The 24,741-nt window shown below is 70.0% G+C and carries 21 protein-coding genes; 10 read left to right on the top strand and 11 right to left on the bottom strand.

Annotated elements, in window-relative coordinates:
- Positions 1-94: 94 nt before the first annotated feature.
- On the bottom strand, positions 95-1,183 hold the full coding sequence (locus AQJ84_RS13790; protein ID WP_030038214.1) for a family 2 encapsulin nanocompartment cargo protein polyprenyl transferase: 1,089 nt from the start codon (positions 1,181-1,183) through the stop codon (positions 95-97).
- Between the two features lie 113 nt (positions 1,184-1,296).
- Positions 1,297-2,703 carry a family 2B encapsulin nanocompartment shell protein gene (locus AQJ84_RS13785; protein ID WP_030038215.1) on the bottom strand — a complete coding sequence of 469 codons (1,407 nt, stop codon included), beginning with the start codon at positions 2,701-2,703 and terminating at the stop codon, positions 1,297-1,299.
- 315 nt (positions 2,704-3,018) lie between these two features.
- On the opposite strand from AQJ84_RS13785, the gene AQJ84_RS13780 reads away from it, so the two are divergent.
- Complete coding sequence (locus AQJ84_RS13780) at positions 3,019-3,609, top strand: peptidoglycan recognition protein family protein (protein ID WP_030038216.1); 591 nt, start codon at positions 3,019-3,021, stop codon at positions 3,607-3,609.
- A gap of 58 nt (positions 3,610-3,667) precedes the next feature.
- On the top strand, positions 3,668-4,585 hold the full coding sequence (locus AQJ84_RS13775; protein ID WP_053190890.1) for a 1-aminocyclopropane-1-carboxylate deaminase/D-cysteine desulfhydrase: 918 nt from the start codon (positions 3,668-3,670) through the stop codon (positions 4,583-4,585).
- Here AQJ84_RS13775 and fxsT read toward each other — a convergent pair whose 3' ends face one another.
- Together fxsT and AQJ84_RS13765 are read right to left on the bottom strand one after the other, a co-directional pair.
- A complete protein-coding gene (gene fxsT, locus AQJ84_RS13770; RefSeq protein ID WP_053190857.1) occupies positions 4,586-7,498 on the bottom strand; it encodes an FxSxx-COOH system tetratricopeptide repeat protein in 2,913 nt (970 codons plus the stop codon).
- A 78-nt stretch (positions 7,499-7,576) separates the two neighbouring features.
- The gene (locus AQJ84_RS13765; RefSeq protein ID WP_030038220.1) at positions 7,577-9,172 is read right to left on the bottom strand and encodes a Na+/H+ antiporter; all 1,596 of its coding nucleotides are present in this window, start codon (positions 9,170-9,172) and stop codon (positions 7,577-7,579) included.
- A gap of 86 nt (positions 9,173-9,258) precedes the next feature.
- Between AQJ84_RS13765 and AQJ84_RS13760 the strand changes: the two genes are divergently transcribed.
- From AQJ84_RS13760 to AQJ84_RS13750, 3 genes are all read left to right on the top strand, one after another.
- Positions 9,259-9,519: a UBP-type zinc finger domain-containing protein gene (locus AQJ84_RS13760; RefSeq protein WP_030038221.1), complete on the top strand. Its 261-nt coding sequence runs from the start codon at positions 9,259-9,261 to the stop codon at positions 9,517-9,519.
- 251 nt (positions 9,520-9,770) lie between these two features.
- Positions 9,771-10,184: an ATP-binding protein gene (locus AQJ84_RS13755; protein WP_019058277.1), complete on the top strand. Its 414-nt coding sequence runs from the start codon at positions 9,771-9,773 to the stop codon at positions 10,182-10,184.
- Positions 10,181-11,290, top strand: a complete 1,110-nt coding sequence (locus tag AQJ84_RS13750; RefSeq protein WP_078631553.1) for an RNA polymerase sigma factor SigF — start codon at positions 10,181-10,183, stop codon at positions 11,288-11,290. The genes AQJ84_RS13755 and AQJ84_RS13750 overlap by 4 nt, the downstream gene beginning before the upstream one ends.
- A gap of 285 nt (positions 11,291-11,575) precedes the next feature.
- On the opposite strand, the gene AQJ84_RS13745 is transcribed toward AQJ84_RS13750, so the two are convergent.
- Positions 11,576-12,031 (bottom strand): hypothetical protein, encoded by a 456-nt coding sequence (locus AQJ84_RS13745; RefSeq protein ID WP_030038223.1) that lies wholly within the window; start codon positions 12,029-12,031, stop codon positions 11,576-11,578.
- A 115-nt stretch (positions 12,032-12,146) separates the two neighbouring features.
- On the opposite strand from AQJ84_RS13745, the gene AQJ84_RS13740 reads away from it, so the two are divergent.
- Both AQJ84_RS13740 and AQJ84_RS13735 read left to right on the top strand, forming a co-directional pair.
- The gene (locus AQJ84_RS13740; RefSeq protein WP_030038224.1) at positions 12,147-13,115 is read left to right on the top strand and encodes a diacylglycerol/lipid kinase family protein; all 969 of its coding nucleotides are present in this window, start codon (positions 12,147-12,149) and stop codon (positions 13,113-13,115) included.
- Positions 13,116-13,435: 320 nt separating this feature from the next.
- Entirely contained in the window at positions 13,436-13,693 is a 258-nt protein-coding gene (locus tag AQJ84_RS13735) for a WhiB family transcriptional regulator (protein WP_016639615.1), read from the top strand.
- Positions 13,694-13,917: 224 nt separating this feature from the next.
- Here AQJ84_RS13735 and AQJ84_RS13730 read toward each other — a convergent pair whose 3' ends face one another.
- Positions 13,918-15,384 (bottom strand): sensor histidine kinase, encoded by a 1,467-nt coding sequence (locus tag AQJ84_RS13730; RefSeq protein ID WP_030038225.1) that lies wholly within the window; start codon positions 15,382-15,384, stop codon positions 13,918-13,920.
- Positions 15,385-15,795: 411 nt separating this feature from the next.
- On the bottom strand, positions 15,796-16,428 hold the full coding sequence (locus AQJ84_RS13725; RefSeq protein WP_030038226.1) for a TetR/AcrR family transcriptional regulator: 633 nt from the start codon (positions 16,426-16,428) through the stop codon (positions 15,796-15,798).
- A gap of 97 nt (positions 16,429-16,525) precedes the next feature.
- Between AQJ84_RS13725 and AQJ84_RS13720 the strand changes: the two genes are divergently transcribed.
- Together AQJ84_RS13720 and nagB are read left to right on the top strand one after the other, a co-directional pair.
- Positions 16,526-17,278 carry an SDR family oxidoreductase gene (locus AQJ84_RS13720; protein WP_030038227.1) on the top strand — a complete coding sequence of 251 codons (753 nt, stop codon included), beginning with the start codon at positions 16,526-16,528 and terminating at the stop codon, positions 17,276-17,278.
- A 245-nt stretch (positions 17,279-17,523) separates the two neighbouring features.
- Positions 17,524-18,309 carry a glucosamine-6-phosphate deaminase gene (nagB, locus tag AQJ84_RS13715; protein ID WP_030038228.1) on the top strand — a complete coding sequence of 262 codons (786 nt, stop codon included), beginning with the start codon at positions 17,524-17,526 and terminating at the stop codon, positions 18,307-18,309.
- Positions 18,310-18,439: 130 nt separating this feature from the next.
- On the opposite strand, the gene AQJ84_RS13710 is transcribed toward nagB, so the two are convergent.
- The 4 genes from AQJ84_RS13710 to AQJ84_RS13695 all read right to left on the bottom strand — a co-directional run bounded on the left by AQJ84_RS13710 (position 18,440) and on the right by AQJ84_RS13695 (position 23,435).
- Positions 18,440-20,185 carry a glycoside hydrolase family 3 protein gene (locus AQJ84_RS13710; protein WP_030038229.1) on the bottom strand — a complete coding sequence of 582 codons (1,746 nt, stop codon included), beginning with the start codon at positions 20,183-20,185 and terminating at the stop codon, positions 18,440-18,442.
- Between the two features lie 8 nt (positions 20,186-20,193).
- Positions 20,194-21,030 carry a carbohydrate ABC transporter permease gene (locus tag AQJ84_RS13705; protein ID WP_030038230.1) on the bottom strand — a complete coding sequence of 279 codons (837 nt, stop codon included), beginning with the start codon at positions 21,028-21,030 and terminating at the stop codon, positions 20,194-20,196.
- Positions 21,027-22,013, bottom strand: coding sequence for a carbohydrate ABC transporter permease (locus AQJ84_RS13700; RefSeq protein ID WP_030038231.1), 987 nt, complete (start codon positions 22,011-22,013; stop codon positions 21,027-21,029). The genes AQJ84_RS13705 and AQJ84_RS13700 overlap by 4 nt, the downstream gene beginning before the upstream one ends.
- Positions 22,014-22,148: 135 nt before the next feature.
- On the bottom strand, positions 22,149-23,435 hold the full coding sequence (locus tag AQJ84_RS13695; protein WP_030038232.1) for an extracellular solute-binding protein: 1,287 nt from the start codon (positions 23,433-23,435) through the stop codon (positions 22,149-22,151).
- A 357-nt stretch (positions 23,436-23,792) separates the two neighbouring features.
- Between AQJ84_RS13695 and AQJ84_RS13690 the strand changes: the two genes are divergently transcribed.
- Entirely contained in the window at positions 23,793-24,557 is a 765-nt protein-coding gene (locus AQJ84_RS13690; protein ID WP_030038233.1) for a GntR family transcriptional regulator, read from the top strand.
- The last annotated feature ends 184 nt before the right edge of the window (positions 24,558-24,741 follow it).

The raw sequence follows: 24,741 nt of genomic DNA, 5'->3' as shown, positions 1-24,741 counted from the left end.
GTGGGGATGTGCGGGTCCCGCCCGACCGGCGTCGCCGACGGCCGCGCGGGGTCAGGAACCCGCCCGGCCCCGGCGGCACCGGGGTCTCGAAACCTCAGCTGCTGCGCCGCGTCACGAACTCCGCCAACGCCAGCAGCCCGCCCGCCGACTCCGGATCGGACACCGCGCGCGCCAGCTCCTGCATGGCGCGCGCCATACGGTCGGCAGCCTGGACCTGTGCCCAGTCCCGGCCACCCGCCCGCTCCACGGCGAGCACCGTCCGCTCCAGGTCCGCCTCCTCGTACGGAACGCCGTACAGCTCCGCCAGTTCGTCCGCCGCCGGTGTGCCGGACGTGAGCGCGGCGACCACCGGCAGGGACTTCTTCCGGGCGGCGAGATCCGCGCCGGCCGGTTTGCCGGTGCTGCGGGGGTCGCCCCATATGCCGATCACGTCGTCGATGAGCTGGAAGGCGAGCCCGGCCTCCCGGCCGAACGCGTCCAGCGCCTCGACGTCCTCCTCCGACGCCCCCGCGTACAGCGCGCCCAGTGCGCAGGCGCATCCGAGCAGCGCACCGGTCTTGGCCTCGGCCATGGCCAGGGTCTCGTCGAGGGTGACCTCACCGGGGCGGCGCAGTTCCATGGCCGTGTCCGCGTGCTGGCCCGCGCACAGTTCGACGACACAGTCAGCGAGCCGTGCGGCGGCCCGCGCGGACGCCGGATGCGGATCCTCGGCGAGCAGCCGCAGGGCCAGCGCCTGGAGGGCGTCCCCGGCGAGGATCGCGTCGGCGTCGCCGAACACGGTCCACGCGGTGGGCCGGTGCCGCCGGGTGGTGTCCCGGTCCATCACGTCGTCGTGCAGCAGTGTGAAGTTGTGGACCAGTTCCACCGCCGCGGCCGCCCGGACGGCCGCCGTACGCGCCGGCTGTCCGCCGAGGGCGGTGGCCGCGGTCAGGACGAGCGCGGGCCGGATCGCCTTGCCCGCGTTGCCCGCCGCCGGGGTGCCGTCGGCGTGCTCCCAGCCGAAGTGGTAGAGCGCGATACGGCGCATGGAGCCGGGCAGCGACTCCAGGGCGGACCGCAACTCGGGGTCGACCGAGGCCCGCACCCGCTCCAGGATCGCCCCCGCCTCGTGCCCGTCGAGCGGATGCGCCCCCACAGCGCTTCCGGTGTCACCCTGCTTCGGCTCCGTCATGAACTCGGTCATGGGATTCCCCTCGGAGAGTCCGCGGACGGTGGCACTTACGGTGTGGCTGGGCGCGCAGGACCGGGGTGTCCCCGCCCCGAGAGGTGGGGACACGTCCCTCAGGTGCGGGAACGTCACCTCCAGCGGCCGATCTCGACGTTCTCCAGAACGCCGAGCGCGTCCGGCACGAGGACCGCGGCCGAGTAGTACGCCGTCACCAGGTACTTGATGATCGCCTGCTCGTTGATGCCCATGAAGCGCACGGACAGGCTCGGCTCGATCTCGTCCGGGATACCGGCCTGCTGAAGTCCGATGACGCCCTGCTCGGCCTCGCCGGTACGCATGGCGATGATCGAGGTCGTCCGGGCCTCGGTGACCGGGATCTTGTTGCAGGGGTAGATCGGCACGCCGCGCCAGGTGGGAATGCGGTTGCCCGCCACCTCGATGGTCTCCGGGACCAGTCCGCGCTTGTTGAGCTCACGCCCGATCGCGGAGATCGCGCGCGGATGGGCGAGCAGCAGCTTGGTGCCACGCCGCCTGCTGAGCAGCTCGTCCAGGTCGTCGGGGCTGGGCACGCCGTCGTGCGGCTGGATCCGCTGGTCGTACTCGCAGTTGTGCAGCAGCCCGAACTGCCGGTTGTTGACGAGTTCGTGCTCCTGGCGCTCCTTCAACGCCTCGACCGTCAGCCGGATCTGCTGCTCGGTCTGGTTCATCGGCTGGTTGTAGAGGTCGGCGACGCGGGAGTGGATGCGCAGCACGGTCTGGGCGATGCTCAGTTCGTACTCGCGGGGCCTGGCCTCGTAGTCGACGAAGGTGTGCGGGATGTCCGGCTCGCCGTCGTGGCCGGCCGCGAGGTCGATCTCCTTCTCGCCGAACTTGTTGGTGCGCTGCGAAGGGATCGCACGCTGCTCCTGGAGATGCCCGCCCAGGGACTCGGAACGCTCCGCGACCTGCTCGACATGGCCGCGGGGCAGCACCAGCACCGTGCAGGCGGTGACCGCGCGGGCGGTGTACTCCCAGATGGCCTCCGGGTCGAGCAGCGCCTGTTCTCCGAAGTACGCGCCGTCGGCGAGGACTCCGAGGACCGCGTCGTCGCCGTACGGTCCGGTGCCCACCTTCTCCACCCGGCCGTGTGCCAGCAGGAAGACCTCGTCGGTCTGGCTGCCGAACTCGGCGATCACGTCTCCCGGGCTGAACTCCCGCTGCTCGCAACGCCGGGAGAGCTCGGTGAGCACCTCCGCGTCCTCGAACGACCGCAGTGCGGGCAGTTCGCGCAACTCGTCGGGGATCACCTCGACGCGGTCACCGGTCTTCACGAACGTGACCCGGCCGTCCCCCACGGCGTAGGTCAGCCTGCGGTTCACCCGGTACGTGCCGCCCTGCACGTTCACCCAGGGCAGCGTGCGCAGCAGCCAGCGGGAGCTGATCTCCTGCATCTGGGGTGCGGACTTGGTGGTGGTGGCCAGGTTCCGCGCGGCCGCCGTGCCGAGGCTCTGCTGCGGCCTGTCCTGCTCGGTGCGGACCTCTTCGCCTACCGACATAAAAAGTTGCCCTCCCGGTCATGCGCGGCGCTGAACTGCGCCGGCATCGATCTCCACGGGCAACCCTTCCATCACGAACCGTGCCGGTGCTATTACACGAAAGAGCGGGAATGGATCACCGAACGACTGGGCACACAGGGGATTCCCGTCCAGACCCGCTCGAGTCGCCGGGCGCTCCCGAGTGCGGAATGATGTTGTCCGGATCGGCTCGCACGCTGTGCGAGCGACTAGTACGGACTCTCCGCTTCCGGTACAAGCAAGCGATACGAGGCGGCCCGCGCACGGCGGCCGCCGCGCAGCACTAAGGAGGCGGCCATGGCCTCACCCATGTCCGCGAGCGGTTTCCTGGCAGGTTTGAAGGCGGAAGGGCTCACCGTCGTCGAGGTCGGCGACTGGGAGACCCACAACCGCAACCACAAGGGCGCTTGGGGCCCTGTCCACGGTGTGATGATCCACCACACCGTGACCAAGGGCAGCAAGGTGACGGTGGACCTCTGCCGAAAAGGCCACGCGAGCCTCCCGGGCCCGCTGTGCCACGGAGTCATCACCAAGGACGGCCGCGTCCACCTCGTCGGCTACGGCCGCGCCAACCACGCCGGCCTCGGCGACGACGACGTCCTGCGCGCGGTGATCGGCGAGGACGCGCTCCCCCACGACAACGAGGCCAACTCCGACGGCAACCGGCACTTCTACGGCTTCGAGTGCGAGAACCTCGGCGACGGCAAGGATCCCTGGCCCGAGGCCCAACTCGAGGCGATCGAGAGAGCGGCCGCCGCGATCTGCCGCCACCACGGCTGGACGGAACGATCGGTCCTCGGCCACCTGGAGTGGCAGCCCGGGAAGGTGGATCCGCGCGGGTTCACCATGGCGTCGATGCGGGGACGCATCCGGGACCGTCTGAACTGACGGAAGTCGCCGAACCGACGGAGGTCACCGCAGGGCCGGGGCTGGTGACAATGGAGTGGTGACCAGCCCCGACGCCCCCGATCTCGCCGCCCTGCGCCCCCGGCTCCCGTCGCCGTTGCAGGAGGTCGTCGACGACCGCTTCACCCGCCGGGGCGTCCGCCTGCTCCTCAAACGCGACGACCTGATCCACCCGGACCTCGTCGGCAACAAGTGGCGGAAACTGGCCCCCAACCTCGCCGCCGCGGCCGGTCGCACGGTCGTCACCTTCGGCGGCGCCTACTCCAACCACCTCCGCGCCACGGCCGCGGCGGGCCGCCTCCTCGGCCTGCCGACGATCGGCGTCGTCCGGGGTCAGGAACTGGCCGACCGACCCCTCAACCCGTCCCTGGCCCGGTGCGCCGCCGACGGCATGCGGCTGCACTTCGTCGACAGGTCGACGTATCGACGTAAGACCGAGACGGAAACCCTCGCAAGGCTGCTCAGGGACCTCGGCGTCGACACCGGGACGGCGTACGTCGTCCCCGAGGGCGGCAGCAACGTGCCCGCCGTACGCGGCTGTCAGGCCCTGGGCGAGGAACTGCGCGGCAGGGCGGACGTCGTGGCGATCGCCTGCGGTACGGGCGGCACGCTGGCGGGACTGGCCGCGGGGCTGGAGCCTGAGCAGCGCGCCTGGGGAATCCCCGTACTCAAGGGCGGTTTCCTGGCAGCCGAGATAACCGGCCTCCAGGAGCGGGCCTTCGGCGGGCGGCGCGGCGACTGGTCCCTCGACGACCGTTTCCACTTCGGGGGGTACGGACGCGTGCCCCGTGAACTCGATGCCTTTGCCGAGGACTTCGAAGGGCGGCACGGGGTGGCGGTCGAGCGTCTCTATGTCGCCAAGTTGCTGTACGGGCTCGTCGTCCTGGTCGACGAGGGGCTGTGGGAGGCGGGGACCACGGTGGCGGCGGTGGTCACGGGGTCCCCGTTCGATGGCTGACTAGCGGGACTTCCGGCCGAGGCGACGCTTGGGCTTCTTCTTGGCCATCAGTTGCTGGGCCTTGAACTTCTTCCCCACGGAGATGTAGGCGTTGGCGAGATTGCGCGTGGCGCGCTGGGTGTCGGGGTGGTCGTCGCCGAGAACGCGGCGCTGGCGTGCCCGGGTGTCCTCCAGCAGGCGCACCGCCTCCGAGTGGTGCCGCAGGGCGTGCAGGGTGACGGCGAGGTTCTCCGCCGTTCTGAGGGTGTCGGGGTGATCGTCGCCGAGCGCGCGGCGACGACGAGCCAAGGTGTCCTCATCCATGAGGCGGGCTTCCGCGTACCGGCCGGCCGAGTGCAGTGAGACCGCCAGGTTGAGCGCGGACGTGCAGGTGTCCGGGTGGTCGTCGCCGAACAGGCGGCGACGGCGGGCCAGGTTGTCCTCGTGCAGGCGGCGCGCCTCCTCGTACTCGCCGAGGCCGTGGAGCGTGCTGGCGAGGCCGTTGACGGACGTGAGGGTGTCATGGTGATCGTCACCGACGAGACGGCGACGACGGGCCAGGATGTCCTCGTGCAGGCGGCGCGCCTCCTCGTACTCGCCCAGAGCGAACAGGGTGCTGGCGAGGCGGCTGACAGCGGCGAGCGTGGCGTAGTGATCGTCACCGAGCGTCCTGCGACAGCGGGCGACGGTGTCCTCGAGCGTGTGACGGGACTCCGGCAGCTTGCCGACGTCGGCCAGGCCACCCCCGACATTGGTGGCGGACTGGAGAGTGTCGGGATGGTCCTCCCCCAGGACGCGGCGACGACGAGCGAACGTGTCCTCGTCCATCCGCAGGGCCGGCGCGTAGTCACCCAGGACGCGGAGCGAGGCCGCCAGGTTGTTCGCGGACTGGAAGGTCTCGGGATGGTCCTCCCCGAGAACCTCGCGACGGCGGGCGAACGTCTCCTCGTCCATCCGATGGGACTCCGCGTACTCACCGAGCCCCCCGAGGATCGCCGCGAGGTCGTTGGCTGATTTGAGGGTGTCGGGGTGATCGTCTCCGAGAGTTCGCCGACGACGGGCGAAGGCGTCCTCGATGATCGGCCGGGCCGCCCACATGTCGCCGAGGTCGGAGGTCGCGTGGCCGAGGTACTGCGTGCACGACAGGACGTCGAGATCGTCCGGACCCGACTGGGTGGTCCACACCTCCCGTAGGCCCGTGGCGAGTTCCACCGCCGTCCGCGGCCGGCCGCTGCGGATCAGGAAGTGCACGGCGTCCAGGAGCGTCGCACGCAGCTCGGCGCGGTCCCGGACGCCGATGTGCTGTGCCGTGAGATGGGAGGTCAGCGTCGCCCAGAGGGGCCAGCTGACCGGCGACTGCGGGTCGCCCGGTGCGACGACGGCCAGGACGGCCGCGGCGTCGTCGTGGATCGCCCGCGTCTGCTCAGGCGTTACGTGATCGCGGAGAACGGCCTGCGTGAGCCGGTGGATCTGCAGTGCTTCGCCGTCGATACGGGCGAGGCCGTAACGACGCAGGGGTTCGAGCGCGGCCTGCGGCCACATCAGGTCGTCAGGGTCACCCGGAATGGTGGCCAGGTGAGGGCGCGCGTTCTCCAGCCACTCGGTGGGGATCGGCTCGGGCCCCAGAAACGCGGCCAGCCGCAGCAGTGCCCCCGCCTCAGGGTGCCTGTCGGCAAGGCGCCCCGCGGCGATGCTGACCGCGGCCTCCAGCGAGGCCGAGTACCCCGGCGCCTCCCCCTCGCGCAGAATCCGCCCCGTGTTCTCGGTCAGCAACCGCCGGTACCGGTCGACGGTCATGCCGTTCTCGATCACGCCCGCCGCCTGGGCGAGAGCCAGCGGCAGGTCGCCGAGGTCCTTGGCCAACAGCTCCGTCTGTTCCTCGGCGATGCCTTCGATACGACTGCGGAGGTACGCCAGCGAGTCCGCCCGCGTAAACACGTCAAGGGCCATCGGCTGGGCGATACGGCGCCAGTTGGGGTTGCGCGACGTGATGAGCACATGCCCCTGGCCCTCCGGCAGCCACGGCTCGATCTGCTCGGGGTCCTCCGCGTTGTCGAGGATGACCAGCCATCGGGACTGCCTGCGCAGGTACCGCAACAGCGCGCGGGCGTTGAGCTCGGCCCCCGCCTCCGCGACCGCGACACCGACCCGGTCGGCCAACTCCGTGTAGTGAACCGGGATCTGGTCGCTCTGTTCCGCGTCGATCCACCACACCAGGTCGTACTGGTCGGCGAACCGGTGCGCGTACTCCAGCGCGATCTGCGTCTTTCCGAAGCCCCCCATCCCGTGCAGGGTGTACACGGCGGAGCGCCGGCCCCTGAGCAGTCCGGCCCGAAGCCGCTCGATCTCGGCCTCCCGACCGGAGAAGTCGCGGTTCGCGGGGCGTACGTTCCACAGCTCCGGCCGCTCGGTGCTTCCGGGCAGCCGGGGCCTCGGCCCGTCCGGCACCACCGCCTCGCCGGGGCCCACCGGCTCGTCCGGCACCCCGGGGGCTCCTCCTCCCGGGAACGCCGGGGCCGCGCTCGGCCTCCGTCCGCCGTCCACCGCCTCCCGCAACGCCGCGATCGCCGACGTCTCGTCCAGCGCGTAGAGGTTCTTGCGCACCTTCGTGGCCAGCAGCGGGGGTACCTCGGCGTCGGTGAACGGTTCGACGGCGACCGGTATCAGGCGTTCCCGGCGCCCGACGACCGCGGACCACTCCTCCCGTGTCCAGCGCCCGGGCTCGAAGTACGACTTGGAGAACAGCGCCACCACGGCGTCGGACTGCGCCAGCGCCTCGTCCATGCGCTCGACGAAGTCGTCACCGGTCCGCCAGTCCCACACGTCCAGCCGGACCTGGTGGCCGCTGCGCTCGAGATGCCAGCCCACCCACTCGGCCCACTGCCGGTCGACGCCCGCATAACTGATGAAGAACCGTTGCGCGGTGCCGGTCATCGAGCCCCCCGAGTCACCCTGTCCCGTTCGTGTCCCCTCCATGATCCCGCGTCACGCCGCTCAGCGGTACGGAAACGCTCACGCCGCCTCCCGATAGGCCGCCGCCTCCTCCAGGTCCAGCCTGCGCAGCAGCGTCCGCAGCATCTCGTCGTCGATGTGACGGCCGTCGCGCAGCTTGACGAAGACCTCGCGCTCGGCACTGATCATCTCCCGGGAGAGACGGCGGTAGGTGTCGTCGACGGTCTCGCCGGTGTGGGGGTTGACCTGACCGAGGCGCTCCCAGACGGCGTTGCGGCGCCGCTCCAGGACGGTGTGGAGACGGTCGGCAAGGGGCTGCGGAAGCTCGTTGCGCTCGTCGGAGAGGAGTTCGTCCAGGCGGCGCTCGGCGGCCCGGGAGGCCTGCGCCTGGGCGTTCGCCTCCGCGAGGGTCTCGGCCCGCGCGTCCCTGCCGGGGAGCTTCAGGACGCGGATCAGCGGGGGCAGGGTCAGGCCCTGGAGGACCAGGGTGCCGATGACCGTGGTGAAGGTCAGGAACAGGATGAGGTTGCGCTCGGGGAACGGCTCGTCGCCGTGCATGGTCACCGGGATGGAGAAGGCGATGGCAAGGGAGACCACGCCTCTCATGCCGGCCCAGGCGATGACGAACGGTGCCTTCCAGGTGGGGTTGTCCTCGCGCTCCCGGATCCGCGCCGACAGCAGGCGCGGAAGGAAGGTCGCCGGATACACCCACACGAACCTGGAGACGACCACGACCAGGAAGACGGCGACCGCGTACAGGGCGGCGCGGCCCCCCTCGTACTCCCCCAGGCCCTTGAGGATCACGCGCAGTTGCAGGCCGATCAGCGCGAACACCGCCGACTCCAGGACGAAGGCGACCATTTTCCAGACGGCCTCCTCCTGGAGGCGGGTCGCGAAGTCGACCTCCCACGCGCGGTGGCCGAGGTAGAGCGCGACGGTCACCACCGCGAGGACACCGGAGGCGTGCACCTGTTCGGCGGCCGCGTAGGCCACGAACGGGATCAGCAGGGACAGCGTGTTCTGCAGCAGCGCCTCCTTGAGGTGCGTGCGCAGCCAGTGGATCGGCACCATGAGCACCAGTCCGAAGCCGACGCCGCCGACCGCGGCGAGCAGGAACTCGCCGATCCCGCCGGCCCAGGTCGCACCCTCGCCGACCGCGGCGGCGAGGGCCACCCGGTAGGCGGTGATCGCGGTGGCGTCGTTCACCAGGGACTCGCCCTGCAGGATCGTGGTGATCCGGGAGGGCAGCCCGACCCGGCGTGCGACCGCCGTGGCCGCGACGGCGTCCGGCGGCGCCACCACCGCGCCCAGGACCAGCGCGGCGGTGAGCGGCAGGCCCGGCACGATCACATAGGCGGCCCAGCCCACGGTGAAGGTCGCGAAGAGGACGTACCCGACGGAGAGCAGCGCCACGGGACGCAGTTGCGCCCGCAGATCGAGGTACGAACTGTCGGTCGCCGCCGTGTACAGCAGCGGGGGCAGCACGAGCGGCAGGACGATGTGCGGGTCCAGGGTGTACTCCGGGACCCCTGGGACGTACGAGAACACGAGCCCGGCGGCGACCAGCAGCAGCGGTGCCGGTACGGGGGTCCGCCGGGCCGCCGCGGCGATCACGGCGCTGCCCGCCACCAGCAGCAGCAGTGGCATCACGTCCATGGTTCTCGCCCGCCCTCGTTCGTCATCGGTCGCCCACCCTCGTTTTCCGGCGCGAGTGTGCACGCGCCCGTCGTAACCTGGCAATCATGAAACAGTGCACGCACGCCGACGCGCTGCCGCACCAGGAACCCGAGCCGCTGAGCGAGACCTGTCCCGAGTGCCTGGCGGACGGCACGCATCCGGTACAGCTCCGGCTGTGTCTGACTTGCGGCCATGTCGGTTGCTGCGACTCCTCACCGGGACGGCACGCGACGGAGCACCACAAGGAGTCGGGACATCCGATCATGCGGACCTTCGAGCCAGGTGAGGCGTGGCGTTGGTGCTTCGTGGACCACGTCCTCGTATGACCGCCGAGTCGGACGGTTCGACCGTCTGACGCCTGGGTACGTCAACCCGGCGCGCGCTCTTCCCAATTGGGCCCGCGAACCCCCTAGCCACGGAGCGTGTTCGCGTGTTTACTATGAGTGACAGCAAGGGGTTGGGGTCCCGGGGACAGGAAGCTTGAGAGCGCGATAGCGTCACCGCTGAACCACGTATCGCGTTACCCCGGGGGGCGACCCTCGGGCCCCGAAATGCTTGTACCACCTTGGAGGTGAGGGTGTCCCAGATCGCAGGCGAGCCCGCGACCCAGGACTTCGTGGAAGTCCGGCTGCCGGCTGCGGGTGCCTACCTGTCGGTGCTGCGTACGGCCACGGCCGGCCTCGCGGCCCGTTTGGACTTCACCCTCGACGAGATCGAGGACCTGCGCATCGCCGTGGACGAGGCCTGCGCGATCCTGCTCCAGCAGGCCGTGCCCGGCTCCGTCCTCAGCTGTGTGTTCCGTCTTGTCGACGACTCGCTGGAGGTCACCGTCTCGGCGCCGACCACGGACGGTCACGCCCCCGCGCGTGACACCTTCGCCTGGACCGTGCTGTCGGCCCTCGCGGGCAAGGTCTCGTCGGCCGTCGACGAGGACAAGACCGTTTCGATCAGCCTCTACAAACAGCGCGGCGCGGGACCCGGGCCGGCGTGAGGGACGGGGACGGGCCGGTGCGGGACGAAGAGCGCGGCGCAAGGGAGCTGCCGGCCGCCGATGACGCAGGCGGTCCGGGCGCGACCCGACGCATGGCGGACGGCATCGACGGCATCCCCGAGCAGGCCCGGCCGCACCCGGAGGACGCCTCCTCGGAGAGCGGCTTCCTGGAAGACGGGCAGCGTGATCGGGAAGGTGCCGTGCAGAGCACGCCTCTGGACGGACGGATCGGGGTGTCCCCTGTCCGAGCCCAGGCTAGGGCTCGGGGAAGGGCTACGGGCGGGACGATGAGCGAGCACGAGCGAGACGACGAGAAGGCCGCGCAGCGTGTGCAGGCCACGCGGCACAGCCCTCAGGACCGCAGTGGGGCGCGCGCCATGTTCCTGGAACTGCGCGCCCTGAAGGACGGCAGTCCGGAGTACGCGGAGCTGCGCAACCAGCTGGTCCGCATGCACCTGCCACTCGTCGAGCACCTCGCGCGCCGGTTCCGCAACCGCGGCGAGCCGCTGGACGACCTCACCCAGGTCGCCACCATCGGCCTGATCAAGTCGGTGGACCGCTTCGACCCGGACCGCGGCGTCGAGTTCTCGACATACGCGACCCCCACGGTCGTCGGCGAGATCAAGCGGCACTTCCGTGACAAGGGCTGGGCGGTGCGCGTCCCGCGCAGGCTCCAGGAGCTGCGGCTGTCGCTGACCACGGCGACGGCCGAGCTGTCCCAGCAGCACGGCCGCTCCCCCACGGTGCACGAGCTGGCCGAGAAGCTGGCCATCTCGGAGGAGGAGGTCCTGGAGGGCCTGGAGTCCGCCAACGCGTACTCCACCCTGTCCCTGGACGTCCCCGACACCGACGACGAGTCCCCGGCGGTCGCGGACACCCTGGGCGCCGAGGACGAGGCGCTGGAGGGCGTCGAGTACCGGGAGTCGCTCAAGCCGCTGCTCGAGGATCTGCCCCCGCGCGAGAAGCGGATCCTGCTGCTGCGGTTCTTCGGCAACATGACCCAGTCGCAGATCGCGCAGGAGGTCGGCATCTCGCAGATGCACGTGTCCCGGCTGCTGGCCCGGACACTGGCACAGCTGCGGGAGAAGCTGCTGGTGGAGGAGTAACAGCGCGGGCGCAGCGCCGCGGACGCAGCCGCCGGAAGGGCGCGACGCCCGCGGCTCTCGTCTCGGACGCCGCGTCCCGCGAGCGACGCACGCGGCTTCACTCCGGAGACCGCTCCCAAGGGCCGACGGCGTGGCTGTCTTCCCGGCGGGCACGCCCGATGACCGACACGACCGACACGACCGACACGACCGACGCCTGCGGCTGCCTCTCCGGACGCCAGGCCCGTGCGGACACCCGCGGCCGCCTCCCTGGAGGCACCTCTCGAGGCTCTCGGCCCCAGGGCGTTACTTCTGCGCGTTCCCCGGTCCCCGGATCCCCAGGGCCCGGGTCGTCTCCCCGTTGACCAGCAGGACCAGCGCGGCCAGGGCCACGACCGCGAGCGCGATCCCCGCCGGGATCGCCACACTGTCGGCCTGGAGCAGGTTGTAGGCCACCGGCAGCGCCATGATCTGGGTGATGACGGCCGGGCCACGGCTCCAGCTGCGCCGGGCGAGCAGCCCGCGCGCCGCGAGCAGCGGCAGCAGCGCGAGCACGATCAGGGTGACGCCCCCGGTGACGGCCGACCGCCGGTCGTCCGGGTCGCCCGCGAATCCCTCCACCAGCATCCACGCGCCACCGACGGCCAGGGCGAGCCCCTCCAGCGCGGCCAGTGCCGCCGCGGCGGTCAGCCGACCGGGACGGGGCCCCGCCTCTCGGGCGGCTTCCGCGGCTTCGGGGGTGGGGGTCTGCTCAGCGCTCACCCCTGAAGGGTAGCCCTCGGCCGACAGGCCGCCGTGGTGAGGTTCACGCCGGAAGTCTTACTTGATCCCTACCTCGCCCTGTGCCCGGTACCACCCAGTAGGTACGCTGCAACTCATGCGTGCACTTCTCGTGGTCAATCCGGCGGCAACCACCACAAGCGCACGTACGCGCGATGTCCTGATCCACGCGCTTGCGAGCGAGATGAAGCTGGAGGCGGTCACCACCGAGTACCGCGGCCACGCGCGCGACCTGGGCCGCCAGGCGGCGGAGAGCGCGGACGTGGACCTGATCGTGGCCCTCGGCGGTGACGGCACGGTCAACGAGGTGGTCAACGGCCTCCTGCACGCCGGCCCCGACCCCGAGCGCCTGCCCGGCCTCGCGGTGGTCCCCGGCGGCTCGACGAACGTCTTCGCCCGCGCCCTCGGACTGCCCAACGACGCGGTGGAGGCCACCGGCGCCCTGCTGGACGCCCTGCGCGAGGGCCGTGAGCGCACGGTCGGCCTGGGCCTGACCTCAGGCACCCCCGGTACGGACGACGAGGCCGTGCCGTCGCGCTGGTTCACCTTCAACGCGGGCCTCGGCTTCGACGCGGGCGTGGTCGGACGGGTCGAGCAGCACCGGGAACGCGGCAGGAAGTCCACCCACGCGCTCTACGTACGTCAGGCGCTGCGCCAGTTCTTCGGCGAGACGCACCGCCGGCACGGGACGATCACGCTGGAAAGGCCGGATGCCGAGCCGGTGACCGATCTGGTGCTTTCCATAGTCTCGAACACCTCTCCGTGGACCTTCCTGGGCAATCACCCGATGTACGCGTCACCTAAGGCCTCGTTCGATAAAGGCCTCGACGTACTCGGTCTCAGCCGTATGACGACGACCGCGGTTGCCCGGTATGGCACCCAGTTGCTCACTTCGTCCCCCGAGCGGGGACCGCACGGAAAGCACGCGGTCTCCCTGCACGACCAGGACCAGTTCACCTTGCATTCGAAGGTGCCGCTCCCCCTCCAGATGGACGGCGACCACCTAGGGCTGCGTACGAGCGTGACGTTCACAGGCGTACGCCGTGCACTGCGTGTGATTGTGTGAGCAGAAAGGGCGTAAGTCCTTTCACTCGAACGTTTAGGCGCGGGTCCACCCCATGGAAGTACGGCTGTGACCTAGTCGACACCGAGGAATCAAAAAAAACTTTCCGGTAGGGGTTGTATCCGCCGCTGAGGTTTGCGAGTCTCTACGTGGCGATCGAGACGGCCCGCAACACCGGCCTCAACAAGATCACCGGAACCCCTCTTCAATCCACAGGACCACGCCAGGGAACCTGGCAGTCGGCCCTTCACTTGTTGAGGGATTCGTGAAAGCGTTCACATTCACAAGCAACCTGCACGTAATACCAAGGAGAGGTAGCAGCCATGGACTGGCGTCACAACGCCGTTTGCCGCGAGGAAGACCCCGAGCTCTTCTTCCCCATCGGCAACACCGGTCCTGCGCTGCTGCAGATCGAGGAAGCCAAGGCCGTCTGCCGTCGCTGCCCGGTTATGGAGCAGTGCCTGCAGTGGGCGCTCGAGTCCGGCCAGGACTCCGGCGTCTGGGGTGGTCTCAGCGAGGACGAGCGCCGCGCCATGAAGCGCCGCGCCGCCCGCAACCGGGCCCGTCAGGCCTCCGCCTGACACACCCGCCCCGCGACAGCCTGAGCTTGGCGGCGCGTACAGCGAGTACGCATCTCCCGCCCCCGAGCCGCAGCGCGCAGTACCCCCGATGCGCAGCACAAGCTGGCAACGAGCATGTTGAGCCCCGGACCTGAACGGTCCGGGGCTCTTTGCTGTCCGGGCCCTTTGTTGTTCGGACTCTGTGCTCTCCGGCCGGCAGCGCCACCCGCACCCGCGGCGCCGGCCTACTTGTGCGCGCGTACCGGGATGTCCAGGATCACCTGGGTTCCCCGCTCCGGCGCCGGGACCATGTCGAACGTGCCGCCCAACTCGCCCTCCACCAGGGTTCGTACGATCTGCAGGCCGAGGTTTCCCGCGGTGTGCGGGTCGAAGCCCTCGGGCAGACCGACGCCGTCGTCCTGGACGGTGACGAGGAGGCGGGCCTCCTTGGTGGTGCCACCACGGACGGCGGAGACCTCTACGGTGCCCGTCTCCCCCTCACGGAAGCCGTGTTCCAGGGCGTTCTGGAGGATCTCGGTCAGGACCATGGACAGAGGAGTGGCGACCTCCGCGTCCAGGATGCCGAAGCGACCGCTGCGCCGGCCGGTGACCTTGCCCGGCGAGATCTCGGCGACCATCGCGAGGACCCGGTCGGCGATCTCGTCGAACTCCACTCGCTCGTCCAGGTTCTGGGAGAGCGTCTCGTGCACGATCGCAATCGATCCGACGCGTCGGACCGCCTCTTCCAGAGCTTCCCGGCCACGGTCGGAGTCGATGCGCCGGGCCTGGAGCCTGAGCAGCGCCGCCACCGTCTGAAGGTTGTTCTTGACGCGGTGGTGGATCTCCCGGATGGTCGCGTCCTTGGTGATCAACTCACGCTCGCGGCGCCGCAGTTCGGTGACGTCACGCAGGAGGACCAGCGAACCGATACGGGTGCCCTTGGGCTTGAGCGGGATCGCCCGGAACTGGATCACTCCGTCGTGGGCCTCGATCTCGAACTCGCGCGGCGCCCACCCGCTGGCCACCTTGGCGAGTGCCTCGTCCACCGGCCCCTGGGTGGGGGCGAGTTCGGCGGTGGTCTTTCCGAGGTGGTGGCCGACGAGGTCGGCGGCGAGGCCCATCCGGTGGTAGGCGGACAGTGCGTTCGGTGAGGCGTACTGGACGACACCGTCCGCGTCGACCCGGATCAGACCGTCGCCGACGCGGGGCGAGGCGTCCATGTCGACCTGCTGGTTCGCGAACGGGAAGGATCCGGCCGCGATCATCTGCGCGAGGTCCGAGGCGCTCTGGAGGTACGTCAGCTCCAGGCGGCTCGGGGTACGCACGGTGAGGAGGTTGGTGTTGCGCGCGATGACACCGAGGACGCGCCCCTCCCGCCGCACGGGGATGGACTCGACACGGACGGGGACCTCCTCGCGCCACTCCGGGTCGCCCTCGCGCACGATCCGGCCCTCGTCCAGGGCGGCGTCCAGCAGGGGGCGGCGGCCGCGCGGGACGAGGTGGCCGACCATGTCGTCCTGGTACGAGGTGGGGCCGGTGTTGGGCCGCATCTGGGCGACGGAGACATAGCGGGTGCCGTCGCGGGTCGGGACCCACAGGACGAGGTCGGCGAAGGAGAGGTCGGAGAGCAGCTGCCACTCCGAGACCAGCAGGTGCAGCCACTCGAGGTCGGAGTCGTCGAGGGCCGTGTGCTGGCGTACGAGTTCGTTCATGGAGGGCACGAGTGCGAGCGTACCTGGGGGTATGTGCTGGGCCTAAAAACCGGCGGCGCACGGAACGGGCCCCGAAAACACCCGCGGGCCGCGGCGCCTGGGAGGGACCCTCAACCCTCCCGGCACCGCAGCCCGGAGCAAATCGGCCGCGGGGTGTGCGGTCCCGGTAGGCCGAGGATGAGGAGCCGGGGCAGTCAGGGCAGAGAGCACCGGTTCCTCGGTCCGCCTTCCTGTGCGGGGAAGGCGGAAGCATGTGCGTTTTTACTTGTTCTCTACGCATTGTGGACTAGACCACTGCGTGTGTCCATGCGTTGAAGGCTGTTTGTTGTTGGGACTTTTCGGCGAGGCGCCGTTGCTGTCCCGGCCAGTAGGACGCCCTGGCAACCATCACGCAGCCTAACCCGTGTGGGTTCATGTGCGGGGCCAGATAGCCATGGCAATTTCCGCGAGCGCCTCCAACTCCCCCTGACTCGCGCCGTCGCGCGCCTGTTGCGACATGCCCTGGATCATCGCGCCCGCATGCCGGGCGAGGGCGGCCGCGTCGGTGCCGGGCGGCAGTTCGCCCGCGGCGATGTCGGCCCTGATGCGGCTCTCGAACGCGGCGATGTTGGCGTTGCGCCGCTCGCGCAGCGACTGCTCGACCTCGGGGGTCGTGCAGTTGATGGCCGCGTGGATGACGAGGCAGCCGTAGGGGTGGGCGGGGTCGGTGTACTCGACGGCGGCCTCCCGGAGCGTGCGCGCGACGGCGGCGCGGGCGGTCGGTTCCTCGGCGAGGGCGCGGTCGCCGAAGGAGCCGTACCTCGCGCCGTACTCGCGCACGACCTCCTCGAACAGTGACCGCTTGTCGCCGAAGGCCGCGTAGAGACTAGGGGCCCCGATGTCCATGACGCGGGTGAGGTCGGAGACCGACGTGGCCTCGTACCCGTGCTCCCAGAAGGCCAGGAGCGCCTTCTCCAGCGCCGTCTCGCGATCGAAGGAGCGCGGTCGGCCACGCGGCTTGGATGCTGGCCTGACCTGCGGTTTCGTCTCCTCGCTGCGCACCATGGAGTGAATTGTATAGCGGGTGCTAGAGAAATGGACGGGCCGTGCTGTACGGTCCTTTCTGTAGCGACCGCTAGGGAAATGAGAAGGGGGCGCCGCCATGGGCGTGCTTGCAGGCAGGACGGCTCTGGTCACTGGGGCGAGCAGGGGCATCGGCCGGGGAATCGCCGAGCGACTGGGGCGCGACGGCGCCCGGGTCGCGGTGCACTACGGACGGAACGAGGCCGCGGCGAAGGAGACGGTGGCCGCGATCGAGGCGGCCGGGGGCTCGGCCTTCACGATCGGGGTCGAACTGGGGCTGCCGGGAGACGCGGAGGCCCTGTGGAAGGAGTTCGACCGGCACGCGGACGGGCTGGACATCCTGGTGAACAACGCCGGAATCGGGAGCGCCAGGCCGATCGGCGAGATCGACGAGAAGGAGTACGACCGGGTCTTCGCGGTGAATGTGAAGGCGCCGTTCTTCCTCGTCAAGCACGGTCTGCCCCGCCTGCGCGACGGCGGCCGGGTCATCAACATCTCGTCGGGGCTCGCCCGGACAGCGGCGATGCCGGACAACGTGGCGTACGCGATGACCAAGGGAGCGCTGGACCTGCTCTCCCGGGATCTGTCGAAGGTCCTGGGCCCCCGGAACATCACCGTGAACTCCGTGGCACCGGGAATCATCGCCACCGACAACACATATGAGCTGCTGCACCGGAGCGAGGGCGCGTGGGCTGACGCGGCGGCGCTATCGGCGCTGGGCAGGGTGGGCGAGACGGCCGATGTGGCGGACGTGGTGGCGTTCCTGGCGTCGGACGCCGGCCGGTGGGTGACGGGGAGCTGGGTGGACGTGACGGGAGGTTCACTGACCTAGGTGCGCCACCCACGGACGTTGGCCGACCTGGTGACGAGAGGGCTTGAGTCGCCTGGGCTCGCGGGACCCACCTCTGTTAGATTGGTCTAAACCACATGGTCCTTTTCGGGCCGGTCGACTCACCTCCCCAGCCCTCTTCGGATACCCAGCCCTCTTCGGATACCCGGATCTCCTCGTACGTTCTCGTCGGACGTTCTCCTCGGACCGTTCTCTTCCGACCTTCTCTTCAGATCGGCAGGCCCAGCGTGGAAGTTGTCATCGTTCCGGACGCCAAGTCGGGCGGCGAGCTCATCGCCGAGGCCATGGCGCAGTTGCTCCGGCACAAGCCCGGCGCCCTGCTCGGCGTGGCCACGGGGTCGACACCGCTGCCCATCTACGAGGCGTTGGCGGCGAAGGTGCGTTCCGGTGCCGTGGACGCGTCGCGGGCCCGGATCGCCCAGCTCGACGAGTACGTGGGGCTGCCGGCCGAGCACCCGGAGTCGTACCGCTCGGTACTCAGGCGCGAGGTGCTGGAGCCCCTCGGCATCGGGATGGACGCGTTCATGGGGCCGGACGGTACGGCCGAGGACGTGCAGGGGGCGAGCGAGGCGTACGACCGGGCGCTGGCGGAGGCCGGCGGGGTGGACCTCCAGGTGCTGGGGATCGGGACCGACGGGCACATCGGGTTCAACGAGCCCTGTTCGTCGCTGGCCTCGCGTACGCGGATCAAGACGCTGACCGAGCAGACGCGGATCGACAACGCGCGGTTCTTCGACGGCGACATCGAGCAGGTCCCGCACCACGTCATCACGCAGGGCATCGGGACGATCCTGGAGGCCCGGCACCTGGTGCTGCTGGCGACGGGCGAGGGCAAGGCGGACGCGGTCGCCGCGACCGTCGAGGGTCCGGTCGCCGCGGTGTGCCCGGCCTCGGCGCTCCAGCTCCACCCGCACGCCACGGTCGTCGTGGACGACGCCGCCGCCTCCAAGCTGAAGCTCGCGGACTACTTCCGGCACACCTACGCCAACAAGCCGGACTGGCAGGGGATCTAGCCGCCCCGCAGTCGACCGCGGAAAGGCGCCGGCGCTCTGATCCAGCGGGCCGGCGCTTTTCTCATGGCGGCTGTCGTACGGCGGCATGTGTGCGGGGCACCCCGTTCGCCACGCACCCCCTGCCGTCCGGCTACACCCCGGCGATGACCTCCGCCGCCGCGCGACCGCAGACTCGGGCCGCGCCGTGGGTGGCGATGTGCAGGGCGCCTCGGGGGGTGGCCTGGGGGAGCCCCATCTCGACGACGATGGTGTCGGGGCGGGCCGCCAGCAGGGTGTCGAGGGTGGCGGCCATCCAGGGGTGACGGTGTTCGTCGCGGACGACGGCGACGATGCGGCGCGGGCCGGCCGAGGCCAGGGCCGCGGCGGCCGCCTCCTCCCCCGCGTAACTGCCCGTCTCCGTGCCGGGGAGGAGTCGGGAGAGCTCCGCGGCGACGCCCCACGGGGTCTCGTCGCCGACGGCGATGTTGGCGACGGGGGTGAGCGCGGCGACGTAGGGCGCTTCGGTGAGCGGGGTGAAGTGCTCGGCGCCGGTGAGGCGCAGGGCGCGGCGGGCGGCGCGGAGGCCGACGTCGCGCGCGGCAGCGCCCCGAGAGCCGGTTCCGGTCACGCTGCCCGGCACGCTCTCTGCCGGATGCCCTGCCGGATGCCCTGCCGGGTCTCCTGCCGGATCTCCTGCCGGCGGCCCGGTCACGTCTCCTGCCGGTTGCCCGGCCGCCACGCCCACCGCGGCTCCCGCCGACCCGACCGCCGTGCCATCCGCCGCGCTGGTCCCCGCGCTGGTCGCCGACGGCGACAACGCCGATACCGGTGACACCGGTGATACCGATGCGGACGCCGATGCAGGCACCGATGTCGATGCCGACGCAGAGGCCGTCCAGGCCGCCATCCCCCGTACCCGTTCCGCCGCTTCTGCCAGGCGTTCCTCGGGGAGTTCGCCGGTGCGTACGGCGGTGACCAGGGCGTCGCGCAGGCGGCGCACCGTGGCATCGTCGGCGAGGCCGCCGCCCACGCAGATGGCGTCGGCTCCGGCGGCGAGGGCGAGGACGCTGCCGCGTTCGATGCCGTAGGTGCCGGCGATGGCCTGCATCTCCATGCCGTCCGTGACGATCAGGCCGTCGTAGCCGAGTTCGCCGCGGAGCAGGTCGGTGAGGATCCGGCGGGACAGGGTGGCCGGGCGTTCCGGGTCCAGGGCCGGGACCAGGATGTGGGCGGTCATGATCGACCGGGTGCCGGCGGTGATCGCCGCGCGGAAGGGGGCCAGTTCACGTTCGCGCAGCGTCGCCGCGTCCACGTCGATGCGGGGCAGCGCGTGGTGGGAGTCGACCGCCGTGTCGCCGTGGCCAGGGAAGTGCTTGGTGCAGGCGGCGACTCCGGCGGACTGGAGGCCGGTGACGTAGGCGGCGGTGTGCCGGGCGACCAGGTCGGGGTCGGCGCCGAAGGACCGGACGCCGATCACCGGGTTCCCGGGGTTGGAGTTCACGTCGGCGGACGGGGCCCAGTTGAGGTTCACCCCGCAGGCGGCGAGGCGGCGGCCCAGTTCCAGGGCCACGTCCCGTGTGAGCTCCACGTCGTCGACGGCGCCCAGCGCGTGGTTGCCGGGGAAGCTGGAGCCGGTGCGCACCTCCAGGCGCGTCACGTCCCCGCCCTCCTCGTCTATCGCGACCAGGACGTCGTCGCGTTCGGCGCGCAACTGGGCGGTCAGGGACGCGAGCTGTTCGGGCGTCGCGATGTTGCGGCCGAACAGACCGACCGAGGCGAGGCCCTCGCCCAGGCGGCGCAGCAGCCAGTCGGGGGCGGTGGTGCCCGTGAAGCCGGGTTGCAGGACGGTCAGCGCGTCACGGGTCAGGGTGTCGGTTCCGCTGGCGAATGTCGTCATCGGGGGCGTTATCCCTTCACGGCGCCCGCGGTCAGACCCGCGGCCATCTTGCGCTGGACGAGGAGGAAGAGGACGACGATCGGCACGGCCATCATGGTGGATCCGGCCATCATCGGGGCGTATTCGGTGCCGTGCTTGGTGGTGAAGTTGCCGAGCCAGACGGTCGCGGTCTGGTTCTTCTGGCTGAGGAGCATGAGGGCGTACAGGTACTCGTTCCACGCCTGGATGAAGCCGTAGACCGAGGTGGCGACCATGCCGGGGGCGAGCAGCGGGAAGACGACCCGGATGAAGGCGGTGGTGCGGGAACAGCCGTCGACCATCGCCGCCTCCTCCAGTTCCTTCGGGATGTTGACGATGAAGCCGCGCAGCGTCCACACCGTGAAGGGGAGGATGAAGGTGAGGTAGGTGATGATCAGGCCGGTCAGCCTGTCGTACTGGCCGAGGTCGTTGAGCAGCAGGAACACCGGGATGATCATGGCGACCAGCGGGACCATCTGGACCGCGAGGATGCCCACGATCACGATCTTCCGGCCGCGGAAGGCGAAGCGGGAGATGGCGAGCGCCGCCAGCATGCCCACGACCATGCCGATCACGACCACGGCGAGGGACACGACGAGGCTGCGGCCGACCGGGCCCCAGAAGTCGGCGATGTCAAGCGCGCGGCTGAAGTTGGAGAGCGTGAGGCCCGTGGGCAGCACGCTCGGGTCCGGGTCGATGGCGTCCTTGGCCGGCTTGAAGGCCGTGTTGAGCATCCAGTAGACGGGGAAGCCGGCGGTGACGAAGACGAGGAGCCCGAGGAGGTTCCAGCCGGACCGCGACCTCCGAGGGGCGACGGGCGTGCTCATTCGACCTCTCCGATCTTCAGCATCTGGCGCATGTAGACGGCGACCACGCCGAGCAGCAGCACCACGGTGAGCAGGGCGATCGCCGAGCCCTGCGCGTAGTCGTTGACGACGAAGGCGCGGTCGTAGGAGTAGGTCGTCAGGATCTGGAACTCGGCCTCGGGGTGGCCGTTGCGCATCACGAAGACCTGCGGGAAGACGCCCATGTCCCAGATGACCGACAGGGTCGTGAGCATCACGATGATCGGTTTGAGGATGGGCAGGGTGACGTACCGGAAGACGCCCCAGGCGCCGGCGCCGTCGAGACGGGCCGCCTCCTCCAGTTCCTTGGGGACCTGGGTGAGACCGGCGCTCAGCGTGATGACGACGAAGGGCACGGCCCCCCAGACCACCAGAAGCATGATCACGGCCAGGCCCTGCGGCCCGCTGGCGAACCAGTTGTGGCCGATCATCTCCACACCCGGCAGCTTGCTGAGCAGCGCGTTGAGGATGCCGTAGTCCGCGTCGAACAGCCACTTGAAGACGGTGGTGGCGACGATGATCGGCATGCCCCAGCTGGCCACCAACGCGATGTTGACGAGGGTCTTCACCCAGCCGGAGACCCGCTGGAGCAGCAGCGCGATCAGCATGCCGATGACCATCGTGAAGATCACGCAGCCGGCCGCGAAGACGATCGTCCTTACGACGACCGCCCAGAACTCGCCGTCGCCCAGCACCTTGCCGAAGTTGTCGAACCCGACCGACTCGGCCGGCTGGAAGCCCCACAGCTGGGACTGCCCGAACTTCTGGAAGGAGAGGGTGACCAGGCGGACCAGCGGATAGCCGAGGACGAGGGCCAGGATCAGCAGGCAGGGGGCGAGCAGCAGCCAGGGGGTGCCCGCCGCGCCCGAGGCCGGCTTTCCGGGTGGCCGCTTCGCGACGGCCGGTGGTGGCGGCGCCTGCCGCGGTGGCGGCACCTTGGCAGGGGTGGTCGTGTCGGCACTCATCCGCGCGCTCCTCAGCGGTCCCTCAGGTCGTTCGCAGCACTCGTACGCGGCCCCGGTACGCGGCGACGCCCCGCACCGGCGGGCCGTTCGTACGAGAAGCGGGGCCCCGCGCTCTCAACGGGGCCCCGCCGTCGGTCACTTGTTGTTGATGACCTTGTCGATCGCGGCGTCCGCTTCCTTCGCGGCGGCCTCGACCGACTTCTTGCCGGTGCCGATGCTCTGCAGCATGGTCTGCAGGACCTGGGCCTTCTCGACCTGGCCCCAGCCCGGCGCCATCGGCACGAACCAGTTGGACTCGGCAGCGGTGGCCGGGACCGCCGTCGCCGGGTCGTCCTTGAGCGTGGCGAGGTCGGTCTTGTTGTTGGGCAGGTTGCCCTTGGCGATCAGGCCCTTCTGGCCGGAGGAGCCGGTGAAGGCGTTGATCCACTCGGCGGCGACGGCCTGCGCGTCGGACTTCACCGGGACGGCGAGGTCCGAGCCGCCGAGGAAGACGGGGAGGTTCTTGCCGGACGGGCCGGGCATCACGAAGTTCTCGACGTTGCCCTTGAGCTTGCCGGTCTTGTCGTTCTCCTTGGCGGCGGCGGTCGCGCCCTCCCAGGCGGGGGCGAAGATCATGCCGGACTTGCCCTGCCCGTAGACGATGTAGCGGTCGGACTCGTCCTTGGTCTTGTCGCCGTGCATGTACGTGTCGACGACGTTCTTGAACGCCTCGAGGCCCTTGACGGACTCGGGCGAGGAGAGGTTGCCCTTCCACTGGCCGCCCGACTCGACGGCGATGGAGCCGCCGGCGTCGTAGACGAAGGACATCGCCGCGTACCAGTCACGGGTGGGCTGGTACCAGGCGCTGAACTTGTCGCCCTCCTTCTTCTGGACCTTGTCCAGGGCGGCGGTGAGCTCGTCGTACGTCTTCGGGGTGGACTTCACGCCGACCGAGGCGAAGAGGTCCTTGCGCCAGTTGGCGACGCGGCCGCCGGCGTAGTAGGGAACGCCGTACGTCTTGTCCTCGTAGGTGACCGAGGCCTTGAGGCCGTCCAGCCAGGCGGAGGAGTTGTCGAACTTGGAGGTGTCGAGGGGGGCGAAGGCGCCCTTGACCATGTAGCCGAGCATCTCGGTGTTGCCCATCTCGACCACGTCGGGGGCCTTGTCGGTGGCGAGGACGGCGTCCAGCTTGGTGTTCTTGTCCGGCCAGCCGTAGTACTCGTGGTTGATCTTGATGCCGGGGTGCTTCTTCGTCACCGCGGCGTCGGCCGCCTTCACCAGCTCCGGCCAGTTGTTCTGTGCGTCGACGGTGAGCCAGACGGTCAGCTCCTTGGCGTCCGCCCCGCTCTTGTCCGAGCCCCCGCTGCCACCGTCGTCCCCGCACGCCGCGATGGAGACCATCATGCCCGCGATACCGATCGCGGCTATCAGCTTGCGCTTCACGCCACCCTCCTCAGGGATGCCACAAACCCCCCTGCTCCCCGCGGTGAACGTGGGGCCGGGACCTGGACCAATGGTGTAGACCAGTACCGGGAGCTTGACTCAGGCCAACCCGCCTGTCAAGGGTCCTCGAATGGCTCTGACCAGCCGTTATGCGACCTATATATGCAGGAACCTTTAAGTAAGAAGCCAGCGAAAACACCGTCCCGGAGGGCATACTTCCGGTAGACCACTTGCTTGGTGGACTAGACCAGAAAGGTCCGCGACGGTATACAGAAGGGATCACGGAGCGTGCGGGGAAGATGCCGGTACGCTGCCGTGCCACGATGTGAGCCGCATCCGGAGCCGGGAAGGCAGAACATGAGCACCGACGTCAGCAGTGCGGAGAACGAGGGTGGGGCGACCGTCCGTACCGCGCGCGTGCCCAAGTACTACCGCTTGAAGAAGCACCTGCTCGACATGACGGAGACGCAGTCGCCCGGCACCCCCGTACCGCCCGAGCGCACGCTGGCCGCCGAGTTCGACACCTCGCGCACCACCGTGCGCCAGGCCCTTCAGGAGCTGGTCGTCGAGGGGCGCCTCGAGCGCATCCAGGGCAAGGGCACCTTCGTGGCCAAGCCGAAGGTCTCCCAGGCGCTCCAACTCACCTCTTACACAGAGGACATGCGCGCCCAGGGCCTCGAACCCACCTCCCAGCTGCTCGACATCGGCTACATCACCGCCGACGACCGCCTCGCCGGACTGCTCGACATCACCGCGGGCGGCCGGGTGCTGCGCATCGAACGCCTGCGCATGGCCAACGGCGAGCCGATGGCCATCGAGACGACCCACCTGAGCGCGAAGCGCTTCCCGGCGCTGCGCAGGTCCCTGGTCAAGTACACCTCCCTGTACACCGCGCTCGCCGAGGTCTACGACGTCCATCTCGCCGAGGCCGAGGAGACCATCGAGACCTCGCTGGCCACCCCGCGCGAGGCCGGCCTGCTCGGTACCGACGTCGGCCTGCCGATGCTGATGCTCTCCCGCCACTCCCTGGACCGGACGGGACAGCCGGTGGAATGGGTGCGCTCGGTGTACCGGGGGGACCGCTACAAGTTCGTGGCCCGCCTCAAGAGGCCCGTCGAGTAGTGCGCGCGGTGCAGCGCGACGGCGACCGCCGTTCCTGCCCCGCGGTCCTCCCGTCTCCGCGTGGACGGGAGGACCCCCGGCGCGTACCGCGCGCGTCCGAACGAGACTGCTGACAACGGCGGAAGGCGGTCCGGGGCGGACACAGAACCGCCACATACCGATATGCGGACGAGGTCTTCCGCTC

This window comes from Streptomyces resistomycificus, assembly GCF_001514265.1.
Taxonomy (GTDB): domain Bacteria; phylum Actinomycetota; class Actinomycetes; order Streptomycetales; family Streptomycetaceae; genus Streptomyces; species Streptomyces resistomycificus.
The sequence above is the reverse complement of the archived record's forward strand: the minus strand, read 5'-3'. Positions and strand labels throughout refer to the sequence as shown.